The following is a 17,846-nucleotide window of genomic DNA, read 5'->3' as shown; positions in this document are numbered from 1 at the left end:
ATGGTATCTACGGCTGTATTATTTTAAAGTTGGCAGATTGTCAATCATCATCCATCACCGCTACAAGATTCAACCGATGATTGACATAAGCGGTTAGATGATTGGCAAGGGAAAATGCGCCATCTTGAGTGGCTAATAAGGGCATGATATATAAGCTAAAATCCGCAGCCATGCCCTGCGTGAGCGTGCCTTGATGATATTTGATCATTGCTTCTTTTAATGACCACAACAGATTACGCGCGCGTGCTTGCGTGCCTTCATCAAGTGCTGATAAGTGTGTTAGCTCATTAGCATGATAAAAACGCGCGGCAACTTTTGGGCTAATGCTGCGATTTTCTATATCAATACCGCAAAGCGTCTGACCGATAATCAGTGCGACGCAATCGGTTGAATGGCTAAAACTAACAAACTGCGTAGGCTTATCATGAAAAATCCGATAAGGAAATTGGGCGTCATCAAGCGCGCCATCGATGCTAAATTCATCCATCGTGCGTACAAGCAAAGCGCGCACCGCTGCTGACTGCTGTGATTTATCTGCTGTCGTCATCAGTGCATGAGCGATGATGTGGTTGGGTAGATGAATAAAATGGGGTGATTGGATAAGTGACATGATGGCAAACCAAGCACAAGCGTTGTATCGGCGTATCGCAAATGATCGCGTTATAGATAAGAAAAAAGCCCAAAAATGATTTGAGCTTTTTATTCCGGTAAATTTACTAAATCTTAGTAAGCCAACTCGGCGCGGCGGTTTTGTGACCATGCTTCTTCATTTGAACCGACGGCAACAGGGCGCTCTTCACCGAAGCTTACGATCTCGACATTGGTGTCTTTCACGCCTTTGGCAAGCAGATAGCTACGCACAGCAGCGGCACGGCGTTCGCCCAATGACATATTATATTCACGGCTACCGCGCTCATCGGTATGACCTGCGACCAGTACACGCGCTGTGTCATTTGCGTTCAAAAAGGCAACTTGCTGATCTAAGATGGCAGCAGCTTCAGGCTTGATCACATCAGAGTCAAAATCAAAATGCACAAGGCTTGGCAAGCTTGCTGCGGCTTGTCTGATGGCATCAGAGTTTGCGACTAGAGCTTGATTTGGATTATAAATCGCGCCAGTATAGCCTGCAGGAACAGATGCGGTATTTGGTGCAACCACAACTTCAGGGGTGGTGCGACTGGCACAGCCTGTGGTGAATGCCAAAGCGATGATGGTAGCAAGACTTGTTAATTTGATAAGATGTGACATAAGACCACCTTTTTAATTATAGTAATAATGCAAAATCGTTGCATGGATGTGACTATAATGACAAATTTATAACAATTTTACAAGAACTTTTTGCATTGATTTTACAGATTGTTTCGTTTTGTGTTACAAACTTGCAAATACGGAGTGCCAAAGCGGGCTGTGCTTTTATTCATCGTGAAAGTTTGTTACTATGATGCGTTATTTTTACAAAATCATTTTTACAAATTCGAGAACAAACAATGAGCAACCAACCAACCAAAATTTATCTCAAAGACTACACACCACCTGCTTATGAAGTGTCGAAAGTGGATTTGGACATCAAGCTTTTTGATGATCATGCACAAGTTGCAACAAAGCTTGTTATGACGCGCCGCCATGCAGGGGAGCTTGTGCTATTTGGCAGAAGTTTGCAGCTGCAAAGCATTCAAGTTAATGGCTTACAGTTATCAAAAGATGACTACACACTAGATGAAGAAAGTCTTACCATTCATCATGCCGCCGATGATGTGGAAATCGAGACGGTGGTAAATATCGTGCCACAGACCAACACCACGCTTGAAGGCTTGTATCAGTCGGGGCAGGGCGATGAGCTGATGTTTGTTACACAGTGTGAGCCTGAAGGTTTTCGTAAGATTACCTTTTTTCCAGATCGCCCTGATGTCTTGACCGAATACACCACGCGCCTTGAAGCACCGAAGCGTTTTAAGACTTTGCTTGCCAATGGCAACTTGATCGAACAAGGCGACGCTGGTGATGATCGCCACTACACCATTTGGCACGACCCAACTAAAAAACCAAGCTATCTGTTCGCCGCGGTGATTGCTAATTTGGAAGTGTTAAGCGATCGTTACACCACCATCGAAGGGCGCGATGTGCTGCTTGAGATTTATGCCGATGCGCATGACATTGATAAGTGCCATGTCGCCATGCAAGCCTTGAAAGATTCGATGAAGTGGGATGAAGATAATTACGGACGCGCTTATGACCTTGACCGCTATATGATTGTTGCCACAGGGCAATTTAACATGGGTGCAATGGAGAATAAGGGCTTAAATATTTTTAATACCAGTTGTGTATTGTCAAGCCCTGAGACCACCACTGATGAAAAAAGCTTCAATGTCAAAGCGGTGATAGCGCATGAATACTTCCACAACTGGACGGGTAACCGTGTCACTTGCCGCGACTGGTTTCAGCTGTGCCTAAAAGAAGGCTTTACCGTGTTTCGCGATCAAAGCTTCTCGGGTGATTTTCGCTCAAAAGCAGTGCAGCGCATCGATGATGTGGCGATGCTGCGTTCGGCGCAATTTGCCGAAGATGCAGGCACGCTTGCACACCCTGTGCGTCCAGAGAGCTTTGTGGAGATTAATAATTTCTACACCATGACCATCTACGAAAAAGGCGCAGAAATCGTCCGCATGATTGCCAATTTGATGGGTAAAGAAAAATTCCGCCAAGGTACGGATGAATATTTCCGCCGTTATGATGGCATGGCGGTGACGGTGGAAGATTTTCTATCGGCGCTGTCGGTAGCAGATGCGCGCGTGGCGGACTTTTTGCCATGGTATCGCCAGCCTGGTACGCCTGTAGTCTCAGGTCATGCGCGCGTTGATGGTGATAAAGTGGTGGTGCATTTAAGCCAAGCGACACGCCATGTGCCAAATTATGACGCACCAATCGCACTGCCGATTCCTGTGGATACCGCGATTTTTGACAGTCAAACCGGTGAGATGCTGGCAAGTCAGATGCTGCTATTGACCACAGACAGTGCAGAATTTGTGTTTGATGATATTGGATTGCAGGCAGGTTCGCACCCTGTGGTGTCGGTGCTGCGTAATTTCTCTGCGCCTGTGAAAGTGGATTTTGAATACACGGATGAAGATTTGGCGCGCCTTGTGGCATTTGAGACCGAAGGCTTTAACCAATGGCAAGCGGTGCAGACTTTGGTCAATCGTTGGCTGTTTGGCGAAAGTACTGACGCAAGCATTCTGATCAACGCGCTTGACAATGCGGTGTCTCGCCTGCATGATACCGATCCGATGCTGGCGGCGCGCTTGTTTGACATTCCAAGCCAAAAAGAGCTTGCCATGGCTTATGATGTTAATTATGACCCAGTCGCAGTCAAGGCACGCCGTGATGAACTACAAAGCCTGATTGCTAACGCCTTGGCAGACAAGGCAGCGGCGTGGTATCAAGCCTTACCAAGCGAGCCGTATGTCGATAGCCCTGATGCGCGTGGTCGCCGTCTATTGAAAAATGTCTTGTTAGACCTATTGCTGACCGCAGGCGTGACAACTGCCGAGAGCCAGGCTTATGCCCAGTACGAGTCGGCATCATGCATGAGTGAGCGTATGGGTGCGCTTAATGCAGTGGTGAATCATAACTTAGCGCGCCGTGATGAGCTGTTGGCGGATTTTTATGCGCGATTTAGCGATGAAGATTTGGTGATTGATACTTGGTTCACTGCGCAGGCGATGTCAAGCCATACCAGTGTCGATGCGATCGCGGCATTGATGGCGCGTGATGATTTTGATTGGAACACGCCAAACCGTGTGCGTGCGGTGCTGAATGCCTTGGCAACCAAACCTGTGCAGCTGTGGAGCGAAGCAGGCGTGGATCTGTATCTGTCGGCGGTACTGCGCTTGGATGGCTCAAACCCACTGATGGCAGCGCGTCTATTGACGGCGCTTGCGCGTTGGTACACCTTGGGCGATGATGCCAAAGCGATGGTAAAAGCCAAACTTAGCACATTACAAACTCAGGCTAAGTCCAAAAATGTGCTTGAGTTTTTGGGTAATATGCTGACTGTGTAAGGCGGTTTGAATAAAAAAGAGGCTATTTTCAAAATTAGGTAGAAATATTCGCCTAAATAACAAACGGTTAAATCTTATTAAATCAATGCTGGGTTGATTATATATAAGTGTCAAATTTTCTTTTCTGCGGCGGTTGGTTGAATTATTTAATCTCATTTCATATTGTCGCCTATCCAATATGCCTACCATTAAACCATACTTAAAAGCAGGATGTGAGCTTGGTTTGCAATAATGGGATTTGTTTTTGGTTTGCCTTGCAGACATAAAACCAAACGCATTTGCTTATCAGATAAATCAATAATAATTTATTAAGAAGCCGATTCCTAAGCAAGAATAGATTGGATAACTATATAATGGCGCATATTATTGAAATATGTTATAATTAGTGAAGGAATTGGTGGAGATTTATTATGTCTGTTTATGCAATTTGGAATAATAAAGGCGGTGTTGGGAAAAGCTACCTAACTTTCCAAATAGCCTGTGAGTATGCAAAGCAAAATCCCAAGAAAAGGGTTTTGGTTATTGACCTATGTCCACAAGCGAACTCATCATCAATGCTTTTAGGTGGCATTGAAAAAGGTGAAATGGAATTAGAAAAGATACATTCTCAGTCCAATAAAAACACTATCTCAGGCTATATTTCTGAACGATTGATTAGTCCGTATAAGCAGATTAATACTGCCAGTAAATACGCTAACCAGGTGGCCTTAATTAACCAACATATTCCCAAAAACGTCTATTTGGTAGTTGGCGACGAAGAATTGGAAATTCAGGCGTCGGGTATTTCGCATGCTTGCCAAGCGCCGAATGTTATTGATGCTTGGCGTCTGGTACACTTGTGGGTCAGAGACTTGATTTCTGATATTCAAAGAGCATGGGGTGGTGAGAGTGTTGTTTTTATCGATTGCAACCCAAGCTTTACCATTTACACAGAGCTGGCGTTATCTGCAGCAGATCGCCTAATAATTCCATTTTCTGCAGATGGCTCCTCCAAGAGGGCTGTTCGATCGGTTTTATCTCTGGTCTATGGTGTTAATCGATACGCAGGAGATGTAAGTTCATATTTCTACACAGAGGCTCAAAGAAACAAGTTGGCCTTGCCACAAATATACATGTATATCGGTAATCGACTTACCACCATGTCAAGGGCTTCTGCTAGAGCATTTCAAACTGTCGTTGATGAAATTGGTAGTGAAATCTACAATGTTTGGAGTACAAATGCAAACTTATTCTGTATCCATCCAGCAGGAGCGGGCACACCAAACTCTAAAAGCACTTTTAAAAAGATGTTCCAATATGAAGTAAGGGATGCTAACACGGCTTCGGTTGTGTCAGGTTCATTGGGCATTCCTATCGGCCGTCTAACTGATGGAAAAAATTCAGTTCTTGGTCGAGAAGTGACTGTTAACCGCTCACAGTTGGAGGCTCAACTGCCAAACATTGAACAATTGGTTCGTTGTATTGAATAACAAACTCTAGTTCTCAGCCCTATTCTTCGTGCTCTTACATTCAATCACCAAATTGAGACTGCTACTTTAACCGATAATAGTTTCAATTTGGCATTATTGCTATGATTGCAAAATATTTATAAACATTCTACTAAAAACTCATCCCCAAACTTACACCACTCACCCAATCTTTGTTGGAAAAACCTGTGGGCTCACTGATTGCTTTTGAAGTAAAGATGTCGTAGTTAAAACTTAGGTAGGGGTTATTTGTATTTGGTGTGTATTGCCCTTTGATACCTATGGCAGCGCCTGCTAGATGTTGTCCAAGTAGTAGCTCATTTTGGCTTTTGTCGTGGTTGGTGATGTAGCCTGCGTCCAGTCCTAGGTAGATGGCATGGTTTGATTGGCTGTTTCTTATGTTGTTTTGATTGATTGTGGTGCTGTGATTGTTTGCTTTTTGCTGATTTAAAAAGCCTGGATAAAAGCTGATGTCTTGTCTTACTAAGATACCATTATCCGCAGATAATGAACGCTCCCCATCAAAGCCTCTGACGGTGTATCTGCCACCAATGGCCATCTTTAAATCAGGGGTGAGGCTGTCGGTGGCATATTGGGCTTTGAGTGTGGTGCTATGAATGATGGGTATTGGTTTGTTGTTAATGCTTGGGTTGTATTTACTTGTTAGATTGGCGTTTAGTTGATAAATGCCAACACGGGCTGAGCCTTCATCAAACAGCTCTTCTGGTGAAGGTAAGGCATTAAAAGCGGCGGTACCACGCTTATAAGAAATATCAGTGCTTAGGCTATGATTAGCTTGTTTGCCAAAAGTGGTCTCATGGCTGATGCCAAATAAATACCCTGCGGTTTTACGAGTTTGTACATCAATGATTGTACCATCAATATCACTTTCTTGGGATTTGACATAACCACCAGCATACACATAGCTTTTGCTATGAGCATCTCTGTGTACCAGATGAGACAGCTTGGCGTTGTACCCACTGGATTTACCGCCATAGATATAATCTTGGGTACTACCTGCTACGGTTTGATGATAGGTGTAGCGATTGGCAGTTAGTTGTAATAAACTATTTTTCATTGGAAGAACGTAGCCAATGCCATAATTCTTAGAGCCTTTGCTCTTATCAGATGGATGGTCTTTATAATCATTGATTTGATTGCCCAAATCTCGCCCAAAGCTAAGATAGAACAAATCGTTTAAATTTGCCAAATTATCCACACTCAGTGTCGCCACCCCTTGATATTTCCCTGTGGATTTAGAGCCTGAATCATCAAGACTTAGACTGCCACGAATGCGGCGGTGTTGGGTATAGTCAATTAAAATATCGCTAAAGCCAATGCCGTTACCAGCAGGTTTATTGTTGCCAATCGCTTGTAACTCATCAGATGGTGCAATCTTAAAAGTAGCATCAGCACTTGGCACACGCTTAAAATTCTCAAGCGTGGTTTCTAAATCACGGATGTTTAATAGCTTGCCTGGTTGTGTGGTGAGTGCTGTGTCTAAGATAGCAGGCTGAGTGATGGTAGGATAAGACTGGTTGGCTGTGTCTTTGACTGTGTTTTTAACATAGACAGGTGCTTTACTATCCGCTGTATTCACCACCACCTGAGCAATCTTACCAGGGATTAAGGTTAATCTTAGCTCCCCATCCGCCAAATTCTGATTACCTACCATAATACGACTGGTGACATAGCCTTGTTCAATGAGGCGGTTTTGCACACGAGTGGCGATAGCATTGATGTCAGCGACTGTCATACACCTGCCTAATACACTGCTGCTACCCATGATTTCAGGCACAAGTGCAAAGCCAAGCTTGTCTGCAAAGACAATATCATCTTGGGATAACACCGAATAACCAATCTTATGAATATCAAAGCAAATGGCGTTATCTGCTGTTGGTTGTTCTTGAATTTGGGTGGTGGTATCAGTGGAAACTGTATCCACCACCACGCTTGGATTTGGCACCAATTGCTCTAGCAATGCCTGATTACGAGCATCTTGAGCTTGGATTAGGGTTTGGTTGGTGGTGTTGGCACTCAAGAAATCATCCGCCGCTTGTGCGGTATTGATTTGTGATATGATTCCTAAAGCAACCCAAGTGGTTAGGGTTAACGGTTTTAAACAAAAGCGTGTCATGGTCATCCATTGATGGTTTAAAGTTACTAGATTGTAACTATTCATCTCAATGATTGCAAGTGCTATTTGTGTAGTTTTTTATCATGATAAAATTGGATATGGGCTTTTAGGCTGATTGATTGGTTACATGGTACACCAAATTAATCCTAATGATTTTCAATAGGATACAATGTATTCTTTTTTTTACACCATCCCACCTTTCATCGAAAATGCCATATTCTACCACTTAACAATAAGTAATATACTTCTTCTTGTTATCACAAATAATCTGTGCTAATATCCTGATAATCTTTCTGCTTTGTTGCTGTAAATTGGCAATTTGGCGGATGAAATTGAGTTAGATTGGATATAAACTTGGAATAAAAGGTGGGGTTTGCCATGAACCGTTTTTGTTATCGTGTGATCTTTAGTAAAAGTCTTGGAAGACTTGTGGTGGTTTCTGAAAAGACAAGATCGCAAGGCAAATCTGACAACCCAAGCGTGGGTGGTAGCACAACATCATCATCTGGATGGGGTTTGGGCTTTGGCTTAAAAACTCTTTCATTATCGCTTCTTCTTAGCCTAGGCTTGACAGCCCATGCCAACACTCCCACCACCATCATTGCAGATAAATCCGCCAATAAAGCCTTACAGCCGATTGTATTAAATACCGCAAGTGGTGTTGTGTCTGTTAATATTGCAACGCCCAATGCTCGTGGCTTATCCAATAACCATTACAGCCAGTTTGATGTGGGTAGTACAGGCGCTGTATTAAATAACAACCGTAAAGCAGTAGGCACCCAAATCGCAGGCTTTGTGGCAGCTAACCCCTATATGGCTCGTGGGGAAGCTTCTACCATCTTAAACCAAGTTAATTCTAATAACCCAAGTCATTTGAATGGCTTTATTGAAGTAGCAGGTAAAAAGGCGGATGTGATTATCGCAAACCCATCAGGCTTGGTGGTCAATGGGGCTGGGTTTATTAATGCCGGCAATGTCCATCTGGCAGCAGCAAACAGCCAAGTTAATCAAGGGCAAGTAACAGGTTATGAAGTTGGCACAGGTCATATTGCCGCTCATGGCAAATTAAACCTACAAGGCACCGATTATGCCGCACTCATTGCCAAGACCGCCCAAATCAATGATGAGATTTATGCGGGCAAACAACTTGATGTTATTCTAGGTGAAAACAGTGTCCATCTTCAAGATGGCGATTTCACACAATTAACTGCCATCAATAAACAAACCAGTGCATCATCTGCCAATCAAACCACCAATAAGGAGCAACAAGGCGCTACGCCAACCTTGGCATTGGACATCTCAAATCTTGGTGGGATGTATGCAGGTAAAATCCATCTGATTGGCACAGACAAAGGCTTTGGGGTGAATAACCAAGGGGTTATCACAGCAACTGGCAAGGGACAACCACTTGGCACAGGTACACTCACCTTGGACAGTCAAGGCAATCTTGTTAATACCGGTAAAATCCTAGCCAAAGATGCTGTCACCATTGGCACCCATGATAACACTGCTCAAAACGACGGCACGCTATTAAGTGAACAAGCTGATATTGCCATCCATACCGCAAGTCTTAATAACACAGGCATCATTCACAGCACCCAAACTGCCAAGATTGCAGCCAAAGAAGCGATTGAAAACCTTGGCAGTATTTATGGCGGTGTTTTGCAAGTTCATACGGATAAACTTGATAACACCGGTCAGCTTATCCAAACTGGTACAGGCAAGCTTGATATCACCACCGATACACTGATCAACACTGATAAAGCGGTTATCGGTCAAAGCCTGTATGGGCAAACTACCGTACCTGCACCTTCCACCCCAAGTAGCGATCAAAGTGCTGGCAGTATTAGCAGTGAGCTGGCAGATAATACAGCAGGCAGTACAGGTAATGTGGGAACAGACTCACAGCCACCTGCTTTAAGCGACTCTGGTGCAAACACTCAAACCAAACCCGTCCCAAATGCTCACGGTCATATCACTGCCACGAGCAGTATTCACAACACGGGTAGTCAAGCACTCATCACCGCCACAGGTGATATTGGTATCAGTGCCAATCAAACCAGTAACACCAAGCAAGCATCGATTGATGTACAAAGTCTAAACACCAACACCCTTGCCAATACTGACAGTAAAATCGCCTTAGATGATATCAACTGGCAATTAACTCGCTTTGACAACAGCAAAGGTAGTATCACTGCCAGAAATGGCATGGTGATTGACAGTGGTTCTGATATGATTAATACGGGCGGTCAATTATCTGCTACTGGTACTGTGGCGTTATCTGCTGTTGGTGTGCTTGATAATACCCAAGGGGTGATTACAAGTGGTGGTGATACCACCATCAGTGCTGATGGTGTGAATAATCAGGCTGGTACGATCATGAGTACTGGCAATGTATCTGTTGCCAGCAAAGATAAGTTAACTAATGATAAAGGCGTCATCTCTGCACAAGTTAATACCACATTGGGCGTTGGGACAGCATTAAGCAATCATGATGGCAATATCTTTGGCAATCAACACCTAGCCATCCATAGCCAAGATTTGACAAACAGCGGTCAGGTTTATGGGGGTAAAAGCACCACACTGACTGCCTTACGCACCTTGGATAACACCCAAGCAGGACTGATTGCCAGCGGTGGTGATACCACCATCAGTGCCCACACCATCACTCATGCCGGTAGCATCATTGCTGGCATGGACCGTGCAGGCAAATTAGGACAACCTGCCAATCTTAGCATCCAAAGCACAGGCAATCTAGTCAGCACAGGCACACACATTGCCACCCAAGCGATGGTGATGACAGGTAACATGCTTGACTTAAGCGATAGCCATAGTGAAGCGGTGAATATCAACCTAAATAGCCAAACGGATGTCAATACCACCAATGCTACCGCCATTGCTGCTGATACACTACATATCAGCACACCTGGTCAGCTCAATAACACTCAAGGGCAATTGTCCGCCACACAACTAATGATCGATGGCAGTAAACTCATCAACCATCAAGGCAATATCAGCCATAGCGGTACACAGGCACTGACATTAAGCTTCAATCAAGGTCTGGACAACAGTCAAGGCAATATCAGCAGTAACAGCCAGGTATTTGACATCAATACAGGTACAGCCGCTTTAAATAACCAGCAAGGCAGTATTACTCATACAGGCAGTATGCTTACTGTGAGTACGCAGCATCTAGGCAACCATCAAGGCAAGCTACTTAGCACTGGCAATCAAAGTCTTACGGTGGCCACAGATATTAATAACAGCCAAGGCATCATTCAAGCAGATGCTTTAGCAATCAGTGCTCAAAGTATCAATAACCATCAAGGCAAGCTACTTAGCACCGCCAATCAGTCTTTAAGCACTCAAGAGGACATCAATAACCACCAAGGCATCATTCAAGCAAGCGGCTTTACTATTGATGCCAAAGCGTTTAACAACCAACAAGGCAGCGTATTTGCCACTGATGAAACAGCACAAAGCCGTATTACATTAACTGGCAATTTAAGTAACACCAATGGCAATAGCAATGGTAATGGCAAGAGCAATGTTGATGCCAATGCCGATACGCAAACCGCCACCATCGCCACACCCACCATCGCCACACTAGGCGCTTTGTCCATCAGTGCCAACACGTTGGATAATACAGGACAAATCAGCACCAAAGCCTTAACTGTAGATGCTAATACCATCAACAATAGCGGTAGCATCAGCAGTCAAGAAGCAACCAGTATGCATGCTAAGGATGCACTAAACAACCGTGCGACAGGTGGTCTGTATGCAGGTACGGATTTAACGCTACACAGCCAAGGACGCCTCAGCCATCATGGCAAAGCCTTGGCGGGCAATCGTTTTAGTGCCACTGCTGGCACGCTTGATTTGACTGACTCACACAATGAAGCAGACAGCATCAGCTATAACTCTCAAGGGGATATCACTCATCATAATGCCACAAGCTTGGCTGCACAAAACATCCGCATTAACAACACCCAAGGCGTTTTGAGCAATCAAGCAGGTAATCTGACGGCTAAAACCGTAGATATCCATACTGAGTCTTTACAAAATGGTGGGGTTATCACCGCTAAAGAGTTGACGATTAGCCAAACTAAGGATTATACACATACCAGTGATGATACCTTAACTGCTGATACGCTGACATTCACCACTCAAGGTAGCTTTAGCAATCAGCACAGCTTTGGGGCAACAGACAGCCTAACGCTTACAGCAGCCAGCATCCACAACCACCAAGATGCCACCATTACAAGTAGCAACACCACGCTACATAGCCAAACAAACATCACAAACCAAGGCTTAATTAATGGTGATACGACTATCGTTAAAGCCGCAAACACCATCAACAACTTGGCTGGTGGTCGTATCTATGGCACACAGCTTGCGATACAGGCTGAGACGCTGAATAATACGCCAGCAAAAGCTGCCGATCAACAAACCAATCAAGAAAACGACCATCACACCGCCCCTGTGATTGCTGCAAGGCAGCGTCTGGACATTGGTGTTAACACCTTAAACAATAACCCTAACCCTGACAGAGCAGGCAAATTCAACGAAGATTTCGACAATCAAGCTTTAATCACAAGTCTTGGCAGTCTGCACATTGGCGGCAGTCTAGACGACAATCATCATGCCACAGGCAAAGCACAGACAGTGGTCAATAAAGGTGCGACGATTGAATCAGCAGGACAGATGCAGGTTGACACCAAAACCTTGCTAAACACCAATGCTGACTTTAAAAAGCATACAGTTAAGGTGGAAGCAGAATCCGTTTATGGACAAACACTCTATCGCAATCGCGAGCAATCAGGAAGTGCTCCAACCGTCATAAAAAGCACTGATGTTGCTGATTTGGGTAACAAGCCTATGGCGGGTTTATTTGACTGCCCTGAAGGTAGTGAGTGTATTGTCAATTATGACAATAACTCTACAATTTGGTCATACTTTAAGATTGATGCACCCAAAGAGCCTATTCCAAACATCAAAGCCAAGGATTTATTGGATGAGCCTGATCTACCAGAGAATGAAACCGCTGAAAGTTGTGCGTTGGCAGGTACAAACAATCAAGCGTGTACCCAGTACAACAAAGAGTTGGCGAATTACACCAAAGTCATGGGTCCTTTGTTAAAATGGGAAGAGGATAATGCCGCTGCCATTGAAGCGTTAGAGCTGGCTATCAGGGAGTATAACCGCCAATTTAACCAAAATAAAAGCGATGTTGATTTAGCCCTAAACATTTATACCACCGATGAAGCGTATTTAGGACCAACCAGCCGTAAAGGCGCGCCGACTGGCGCTTTATACGTTAAGCAAGCAAACGGAAGCTACCAGCGTGTTGGCGAGGAGATTGACGAAATCACCGTGGACTTTGTTGTCTATGAAGACAAGACACTCACCTCTGACCCTGCTCGTATGGTCGCAGGACAAAATCTTGTCATACATGGCGATACCCTGATTAATGATAAAAGCCAAATGAATGCAGGCGCAGGCTTTGCAGTGATTGGTGATACTGTCATTCAAACACCTGACAATGGCTTGTATGGTGAAAAAACCAAAGTCACTGAAAATGGTCGATATGTCAGTCGTACGGTTGAACCATCAGGTTTGGGAGGTCGCAGACACAAGCGTGTGGATATTGGTAGTGGTGCATTTACACAATCCTTTGCACCACTAGCGACGTATGAGCTCCCCATCTTAAACGCCACCATCAACAAAACCCCATCGGTCATGACAATTGACCAATCAGCTCTAGCCAGTGGTGATGTGGAGACGGTGCTTGCTGCCCTAAAAGCCAATCAAGCTGCCTTATCCCTTGATGCCCAGCAACAGCTATCAAAGCTACTTGCTGACAAAGAACAAGGGCAAGCTGTTGATGAAGCAATCTTATCAGAGTTGACCAAGGCATTGTCCCAAAGCGTTGATGCCAAACAAGCCTCTGTGATCAGTGCCGACTTATCACAGCTGACCATCCCAAGCTCAGCCTTATACATCATCAACGCTGACGACCCCAATCTGCCACTGGTTCAAACCGACCCTGCGTTCACCGATTACAAGCAGTGGCTATCCTCTGATTATATGCTAAAAGCATTACAATCAGACCCAAATCACATCCACAAACGCCTATCTGATGGCTATGGTGAACAACAGCGTATTAAAGATCAGTACTATCTACTGACAGGCAGACACATCAACACCGATTACAGCAGTAACGAAGAAGCCTATAAAACCTTGATGGATAATGGCATCACGGCAGCCAAAGCCTTCGGCTACACGCTTGGCACAGCTTTAACTGCCGAGCAGATGGCAAACTTAACCACTGACATCGTTTGGCTGGTTAAACAGTCCATTACCTATACCACCAAAGACAAAGATGGCAATAGCATCACCAAAACCCAAGATGCTTTAGTGCCTAAGCTGTATCTGCGTTCTGCCAATATTGCGACAGGCACACTCACCCCTGATGGTAGATATAGTGCCATTTCCGCCAAAAACATGGATTTACAGCTGACCGGCAATTTGGATAACAATGGCAATCTTGTTGCCCATAACGCTGTCAATATTGATGCCAACACCATCACCAATACCAATCGTATCCAAGGTGAGTTTGTTGCCATCACTGCTGCCAAAGATATTAATAATTTAGGCGGAACACTTGCTGCCAATGCTGCCATGACGCTAAGTGCTGGCAATAACATCACCAGCCAAAGCCAAACTACTACCCATCACAACAAACAAGGGCAAAGCACTTCATCCAACACCGCCATCACACGCATCGCCACCATCCGTGTGGGCGATGGATTAAAAGACCAAACAGATGACAATGGCAACCCATTGACCACGCTTAGCGTCCAAGCGGGTAACTATGTCCTAAACCAAGGTAGCAATATCCATGGCGGCGGTAATACCCAAATCACCGCCCAAAACGGCATCAACATCACAACCCTCACCACAAGCAATCACATCAATGCTGTTGCTGATGAGAATAACTACTTTAACTACAGCCAAAGCACCGATGTGGGTTCAACCATCACCAGTGCTGGCAATCTAACGATAGCTACAACAGGCAAAGGAGCTGGTATCAACATCCAAGGCTCGCATCTAAATGCCACCAGCACCACAGCACTGATTGCCACAGGCGATATCAGCATCACTGAAGGCCGTGCTACCCAAAGCCTAGATACTGCAAGTAAATTCACCGACAAAGGACTTGTCAGCAAAAAGACCACCCAAACTGCCTATCAGATGGATAGCAATAGCAGTATTCAAAGCATGGTGGATGGTGAGACTGTGCTGATGAAATCAGGTGGGGATATGCAGATTGTGGCAACCAATGTACTTGCCGACAAAGATATTCTGCTGACCTCGGGTGGTAATATGACCATTGCTAGTGCTACTAATACACAAAGTATGCACGAATATTCACAGGTGGATAAAAAAGGCTTATTTGCCACTTCGCCAACTTCTGTCACATTGGGCAAGCAACGTACCCAAAATCAAGCAGATGCCATGCAGACCACCTATACAGGCTCGCTGATTGGTACTACAGGAGGTAATGTTAGCCTAGTAAGTAATGACAGCCTTGTTATTACCAATAGCGATGTCATCGCCCAAAAAGATGGTGCTGATACCAATACAGGCAATATCTATATCCAAGCAACCGATGCCACCATCCAAAGCCAAAACGCCATCAGTGATAATAGCCATCGCTTTGCCCAAAAAACCACAGGGGTGACTGCCAGCGTCTCTAGCAGTCTTGTCAGCGAGGTTCAAAGCCTAGAAACCCTAAAAGAGTCTGTTAATGACACCGACTCTCGCAAAGCTAAATTGGCTGGTACTTTAGCGGCAGCTTCTAAAGTGCGTACGCTCGCCAAAGACCTAAAGGGTGGCAACCTTGGCTCCATCCGAGTTCAAGCCACTATTGGCTCACAAAGCACCAAGAGCCAAACCACAAGCCATCAAGAAACTAATGATGCTGCCAACCTTTTGGCTCAAAATAATTTGATCGTCAACCTCAAAGGCAAAGGTGCGGATTCAGATTTGACCGTCACAGGTAGCAACCTCACAGTAGGTAATAACTTCTACCAATCGGTAGAAGGCGATGTCCTCTACCAAGCCTCAACACAAACTGACACCCAAGACAGTCAAAACAGCAGCAAAGGCTGGGGTGCGGGTGTCTATGCCAGCTCTCAGATAGGTAGCGGTCAATCCAATCAAGGCTTTACCGTCAATGCCAACAAAGCAAAAGGCAGTAGCAGTGAGACTACCACCACCCACACCAATACCCAAGTCACTGTCGGCGGTACAACCGTCAATGACATTGGTGGTGATTTCACCCTAGATGGTGCTAATTTAAATACCAAGCACCTAACTGGTACAGTTGGCGGTGATTTGCTTGTCAAAAGCCGTCAAGACGCCTATCAATACACTCATGATCAAAAACAAGCAGGATTTAGTGCCGATGTTGGCTTTGATGGCAAACCCCAAAGCTTTAGCATCAATGGTGGCAAAACCGATGTAGATGCCGATTATGCGCAAGTCACCCATCAATCAGGCATCAAAGCCAATCAATCTACCCTGTCTGTACAAGGGCAAGGTAAGTTCACCGGTGGCTATCTCATCACCGATGCAGGTAAAAACCAAACCCAGTTTGCCCAAGGTATCCAAACCCAAGATATACAAAATCACCTAAATTATGAAGGTGATGCCATCAGTGTTGGCATTGGTATTGGTGCAGACACCAGCAATCCAAATGGCAAAGCAAAACCTGCCCTACAAGGCATTGGTTATGGTAAAATAGACCCAGTCAATAAAACTTCCACCACCCACACTGCCATCACTGACCAAGCTGGACTTAGCCATATCAACACAGAGAGCTTCAAACAAGAAGAAGTTCAACATGAGCTTAATGAAATCATCACCAATGATTTTAACAAAGAGCAAGTGTTAACAGAGCTTGGGGCTCAGGTGAATATTACGACTGAGTTTGGTAAAGAGGCTCCACAAAGAGTGGCGGAGTTTAGCGGCTATCAAGAAGCTGTCATACTCTCTAAACTTGATGATGCTGAAAATCTTAGTGATGAACAGATTAATCAAATCTTAGATGAAGCGGCCAAATGGGGCGAAGGTGGTATTTACCGTGTGGCTTTACATACAGCTGTGGGTGCAATAGGCACGGGTACTATCGAAGGTGCGGCATCAGCAGGTACAACTGCTTACGCCATTCCAAAGATTGATGAGTATCTAAAAGAACAGGGTTTTGATGAAACAGCACGACACTCTGCTTTGCTTGCCTTATCAGCAGGTATTGGCGCTTCTATTGGTGGTGATACTGCAAGTACTGCCAATAATGCTGGGCAGACGCAGTGGAATTACCTACTTCATAGTCAAATTGCCTCCTGGGAAAGTGAATTGGCTAAATGCACTAATGAAACTTGTAAAAATACAGTTATTCAAAAGTATCTGACCCTTTCAGATAAACAACAAGCAAGTCTTGAAAATGTTTGCATTACCAACTACAATGCCTCACAATGTGAAATGCTACGTCAACAATACTTCTCACTTGATGAAACATTAACACAAATTCACCCCAACAGATTAGGCGGCGCAGGCTACTGGATACACATAGAGCAAGAAAATAAGGAGGCTGAATCCATTTGGTCAAATATTGCTCGAAGTAATCCAAATACTTCAATGGCTAATCAATTTGGTTGGATGGTGCATGATAACGGAAGATTTGGAAGTGGGCGTGCTGGCACGGTTGCTAGTAATGGTGGCAAGAATGTCAATTCTAGCAAACCCATTAACCACAGTCAAAGAGATTCAGACCCTGCTTTTAAAAATGGATATATTTTCAAACATGGAGTGGATATTGATTTTAGGAATACAGGCAAAACCCAAAAAGATGCTTTAGATTTGGCATTTCAAAAAACAGGAGTTAATCGCTCTGAGTTTTCTGTTACAAAATGGGCAAAAGATAAAAATGGTAAAAGCTTTCCAGTAGAATATCGAGTTTTATCAGGAAAAAATAGGGGTGCTGAAGTGAGTATAGATGCAGGGCATACCACACAAGGAACTCCAGGTTCTCCACATATCGGGTGGCAAACTCCGGGAAAAAACAATACAGTTGGTCATATTTTTGTAGATAAAGTTGATGTAAATAGAGGAAGGTAATTT

6 protein-coding genes are annotated in these 17,846 nt (G+C 44.5%); 3 read left to right on the top strand and 3 right to left on the bottom strand.

Going from position 1 to position 17,846, the window contains the following annotated elements; all coding sequences use genetic code 11:
• Positions 1-40: 40 nt before the first annotated feature.
• Positions 41-610: a 4'-phosphopantetheinyl transferase superfamily protein gene (locus tag NKU06_RS01585; RefSeq protein WP_254731845.1), complete on the bottom strand. Its 570-nt coding sequence runs from the start codon at positions 608-610 to the stop codon at positions 41-43.
• A 113-nt stretch (positions 611-723) separates the two neighbouring features.
• Positions 724-1,248, bottom strand: a complete 525-nt coding sequence (gene pal, locus NKU06_RS01580; protein WP_253224061.1) for a peptidoglycan-associated lipoprotein Pal — start codon at positions 1,246-1,248, stop codon at positions 724-726.
• Positions 1,249-1,487: 239 nt separating this feature from the next.
• On the opposite strand from pal, the gene pepN reads away from it, so the two are divergent.
• Positions 1,488-4,058 (top strand): aminopeptidase N, encoded by a 2,571-nt coding sequence (pepN, locus tag NKU06_RS01575; protein ID WP_254731843.1) that lies wholly within the window; start codon positions 1,488-1,490, stop codon positions 4,056-4,058.
• Positions 4,059-4,468: 410 nt separating this feature from the next.
• On the top strand, positions 4,469-5,527 hold the full coding sequence (locus tag NKU06_RS01570) for a ParA family protein (RefSeq protein WP_254729202.1): 1,059 nt from the start codon (positions 4,469-4,471) through the stop codon (positions 5,525-5,527).
• Between the two features lie 130 nt (positions 5,528-5,657).
• Here the strand turns inward: NKU06_RS01570 and NKU06_RS01565 are convergent, their stop codons facing one another.
• Complete coding sequence (locus NKU06_RS01565) at positions 5,658-7,661, bottom strand: ShlB/FhaC/HecB family hemolysin secretion/activation protein (protein ID WP_254729200.1); 2,004 nt, start codon at positions 7,659-7,661, stop codon at positions 5,658-5,660.
• A gap of 378 nt (positions 7,662-8,039) precedes the next feature.
• On the opposite strand from NKU06_RS01565, the gene NKU06_RS01560 reads away from it, so the two are divergent.
• On the top strand, positions 8,040-17,843 hold the full coding sequence (locus NKU06_RS01560) for a hemagglutinin repeat-containing protein (protein ID WP_254729198.1): 9,804 nt from the start codon (positions 8,040-8,042) through the stop codon (positions 17,841-17,843).
• Positions 17,844-17,846: the final 3 nt, after the last annotated feature.

It is taken from the genome of Moraxella sp. FZLJ2109 (genome assembly GCF_024296965.1).
GTDB lineage: Bacteria > Pseudomonadota > Gammaproteobacteria > Pseudomonadales > Moraxellaceae > Moraxella.
Note: the sequence above shows the minus strand (reverse complement) of the source record. Positions and strands in the feature narration are given on the sequence as shown.

What these genes read in the sequence shown, in the direction of transcription:
- NKU06_RS01585 (WP_254731845.1), bottom strand. Translation starts at nt 610, where the DNA reads ATGTCACTTATCCAATCACCCCATTTTATTCATCTACCCAACCACATC.
- pal (WP_253224061.1), bottom strand. Translation starts at nt 1,248, where the DNA reads ATGTCACATCTTATCAAATTAACAAGTCTTGCTACCATCATCGCTTTG.
- pepN (WP_254731843.1), top strand. Translation starts at nt 1,488, where the DNA reads ATGAGCAACCAACCAACCAAAATTTATCTCAAAGACTACACACCACCT.
- NKU06_RS01570 (WP_254729202.1), top strand. Translation starts at nt 4,469, where the DNA reads ATGTCTGTTTATGCAATTTGGAATAATAAAGGCGGTGTTGGGAAAAGC.
- NKU06_RS01565 (WP_254729200.1), bottom strand. Translation starts at nt 7,661, where the DNA reads ATGACACGCTTTTGTTTAAAACCGTTAACCCTAACCACTTGGGTTGCT.
- NKU06_RS01560 (WP_254729198.1), top strand. Translation starts at nt 8,040, where the DNA reads ATGAACCGTTTTTGTTATCGTGTGATCTTTAGTAAAAGTCTTGGAAGA.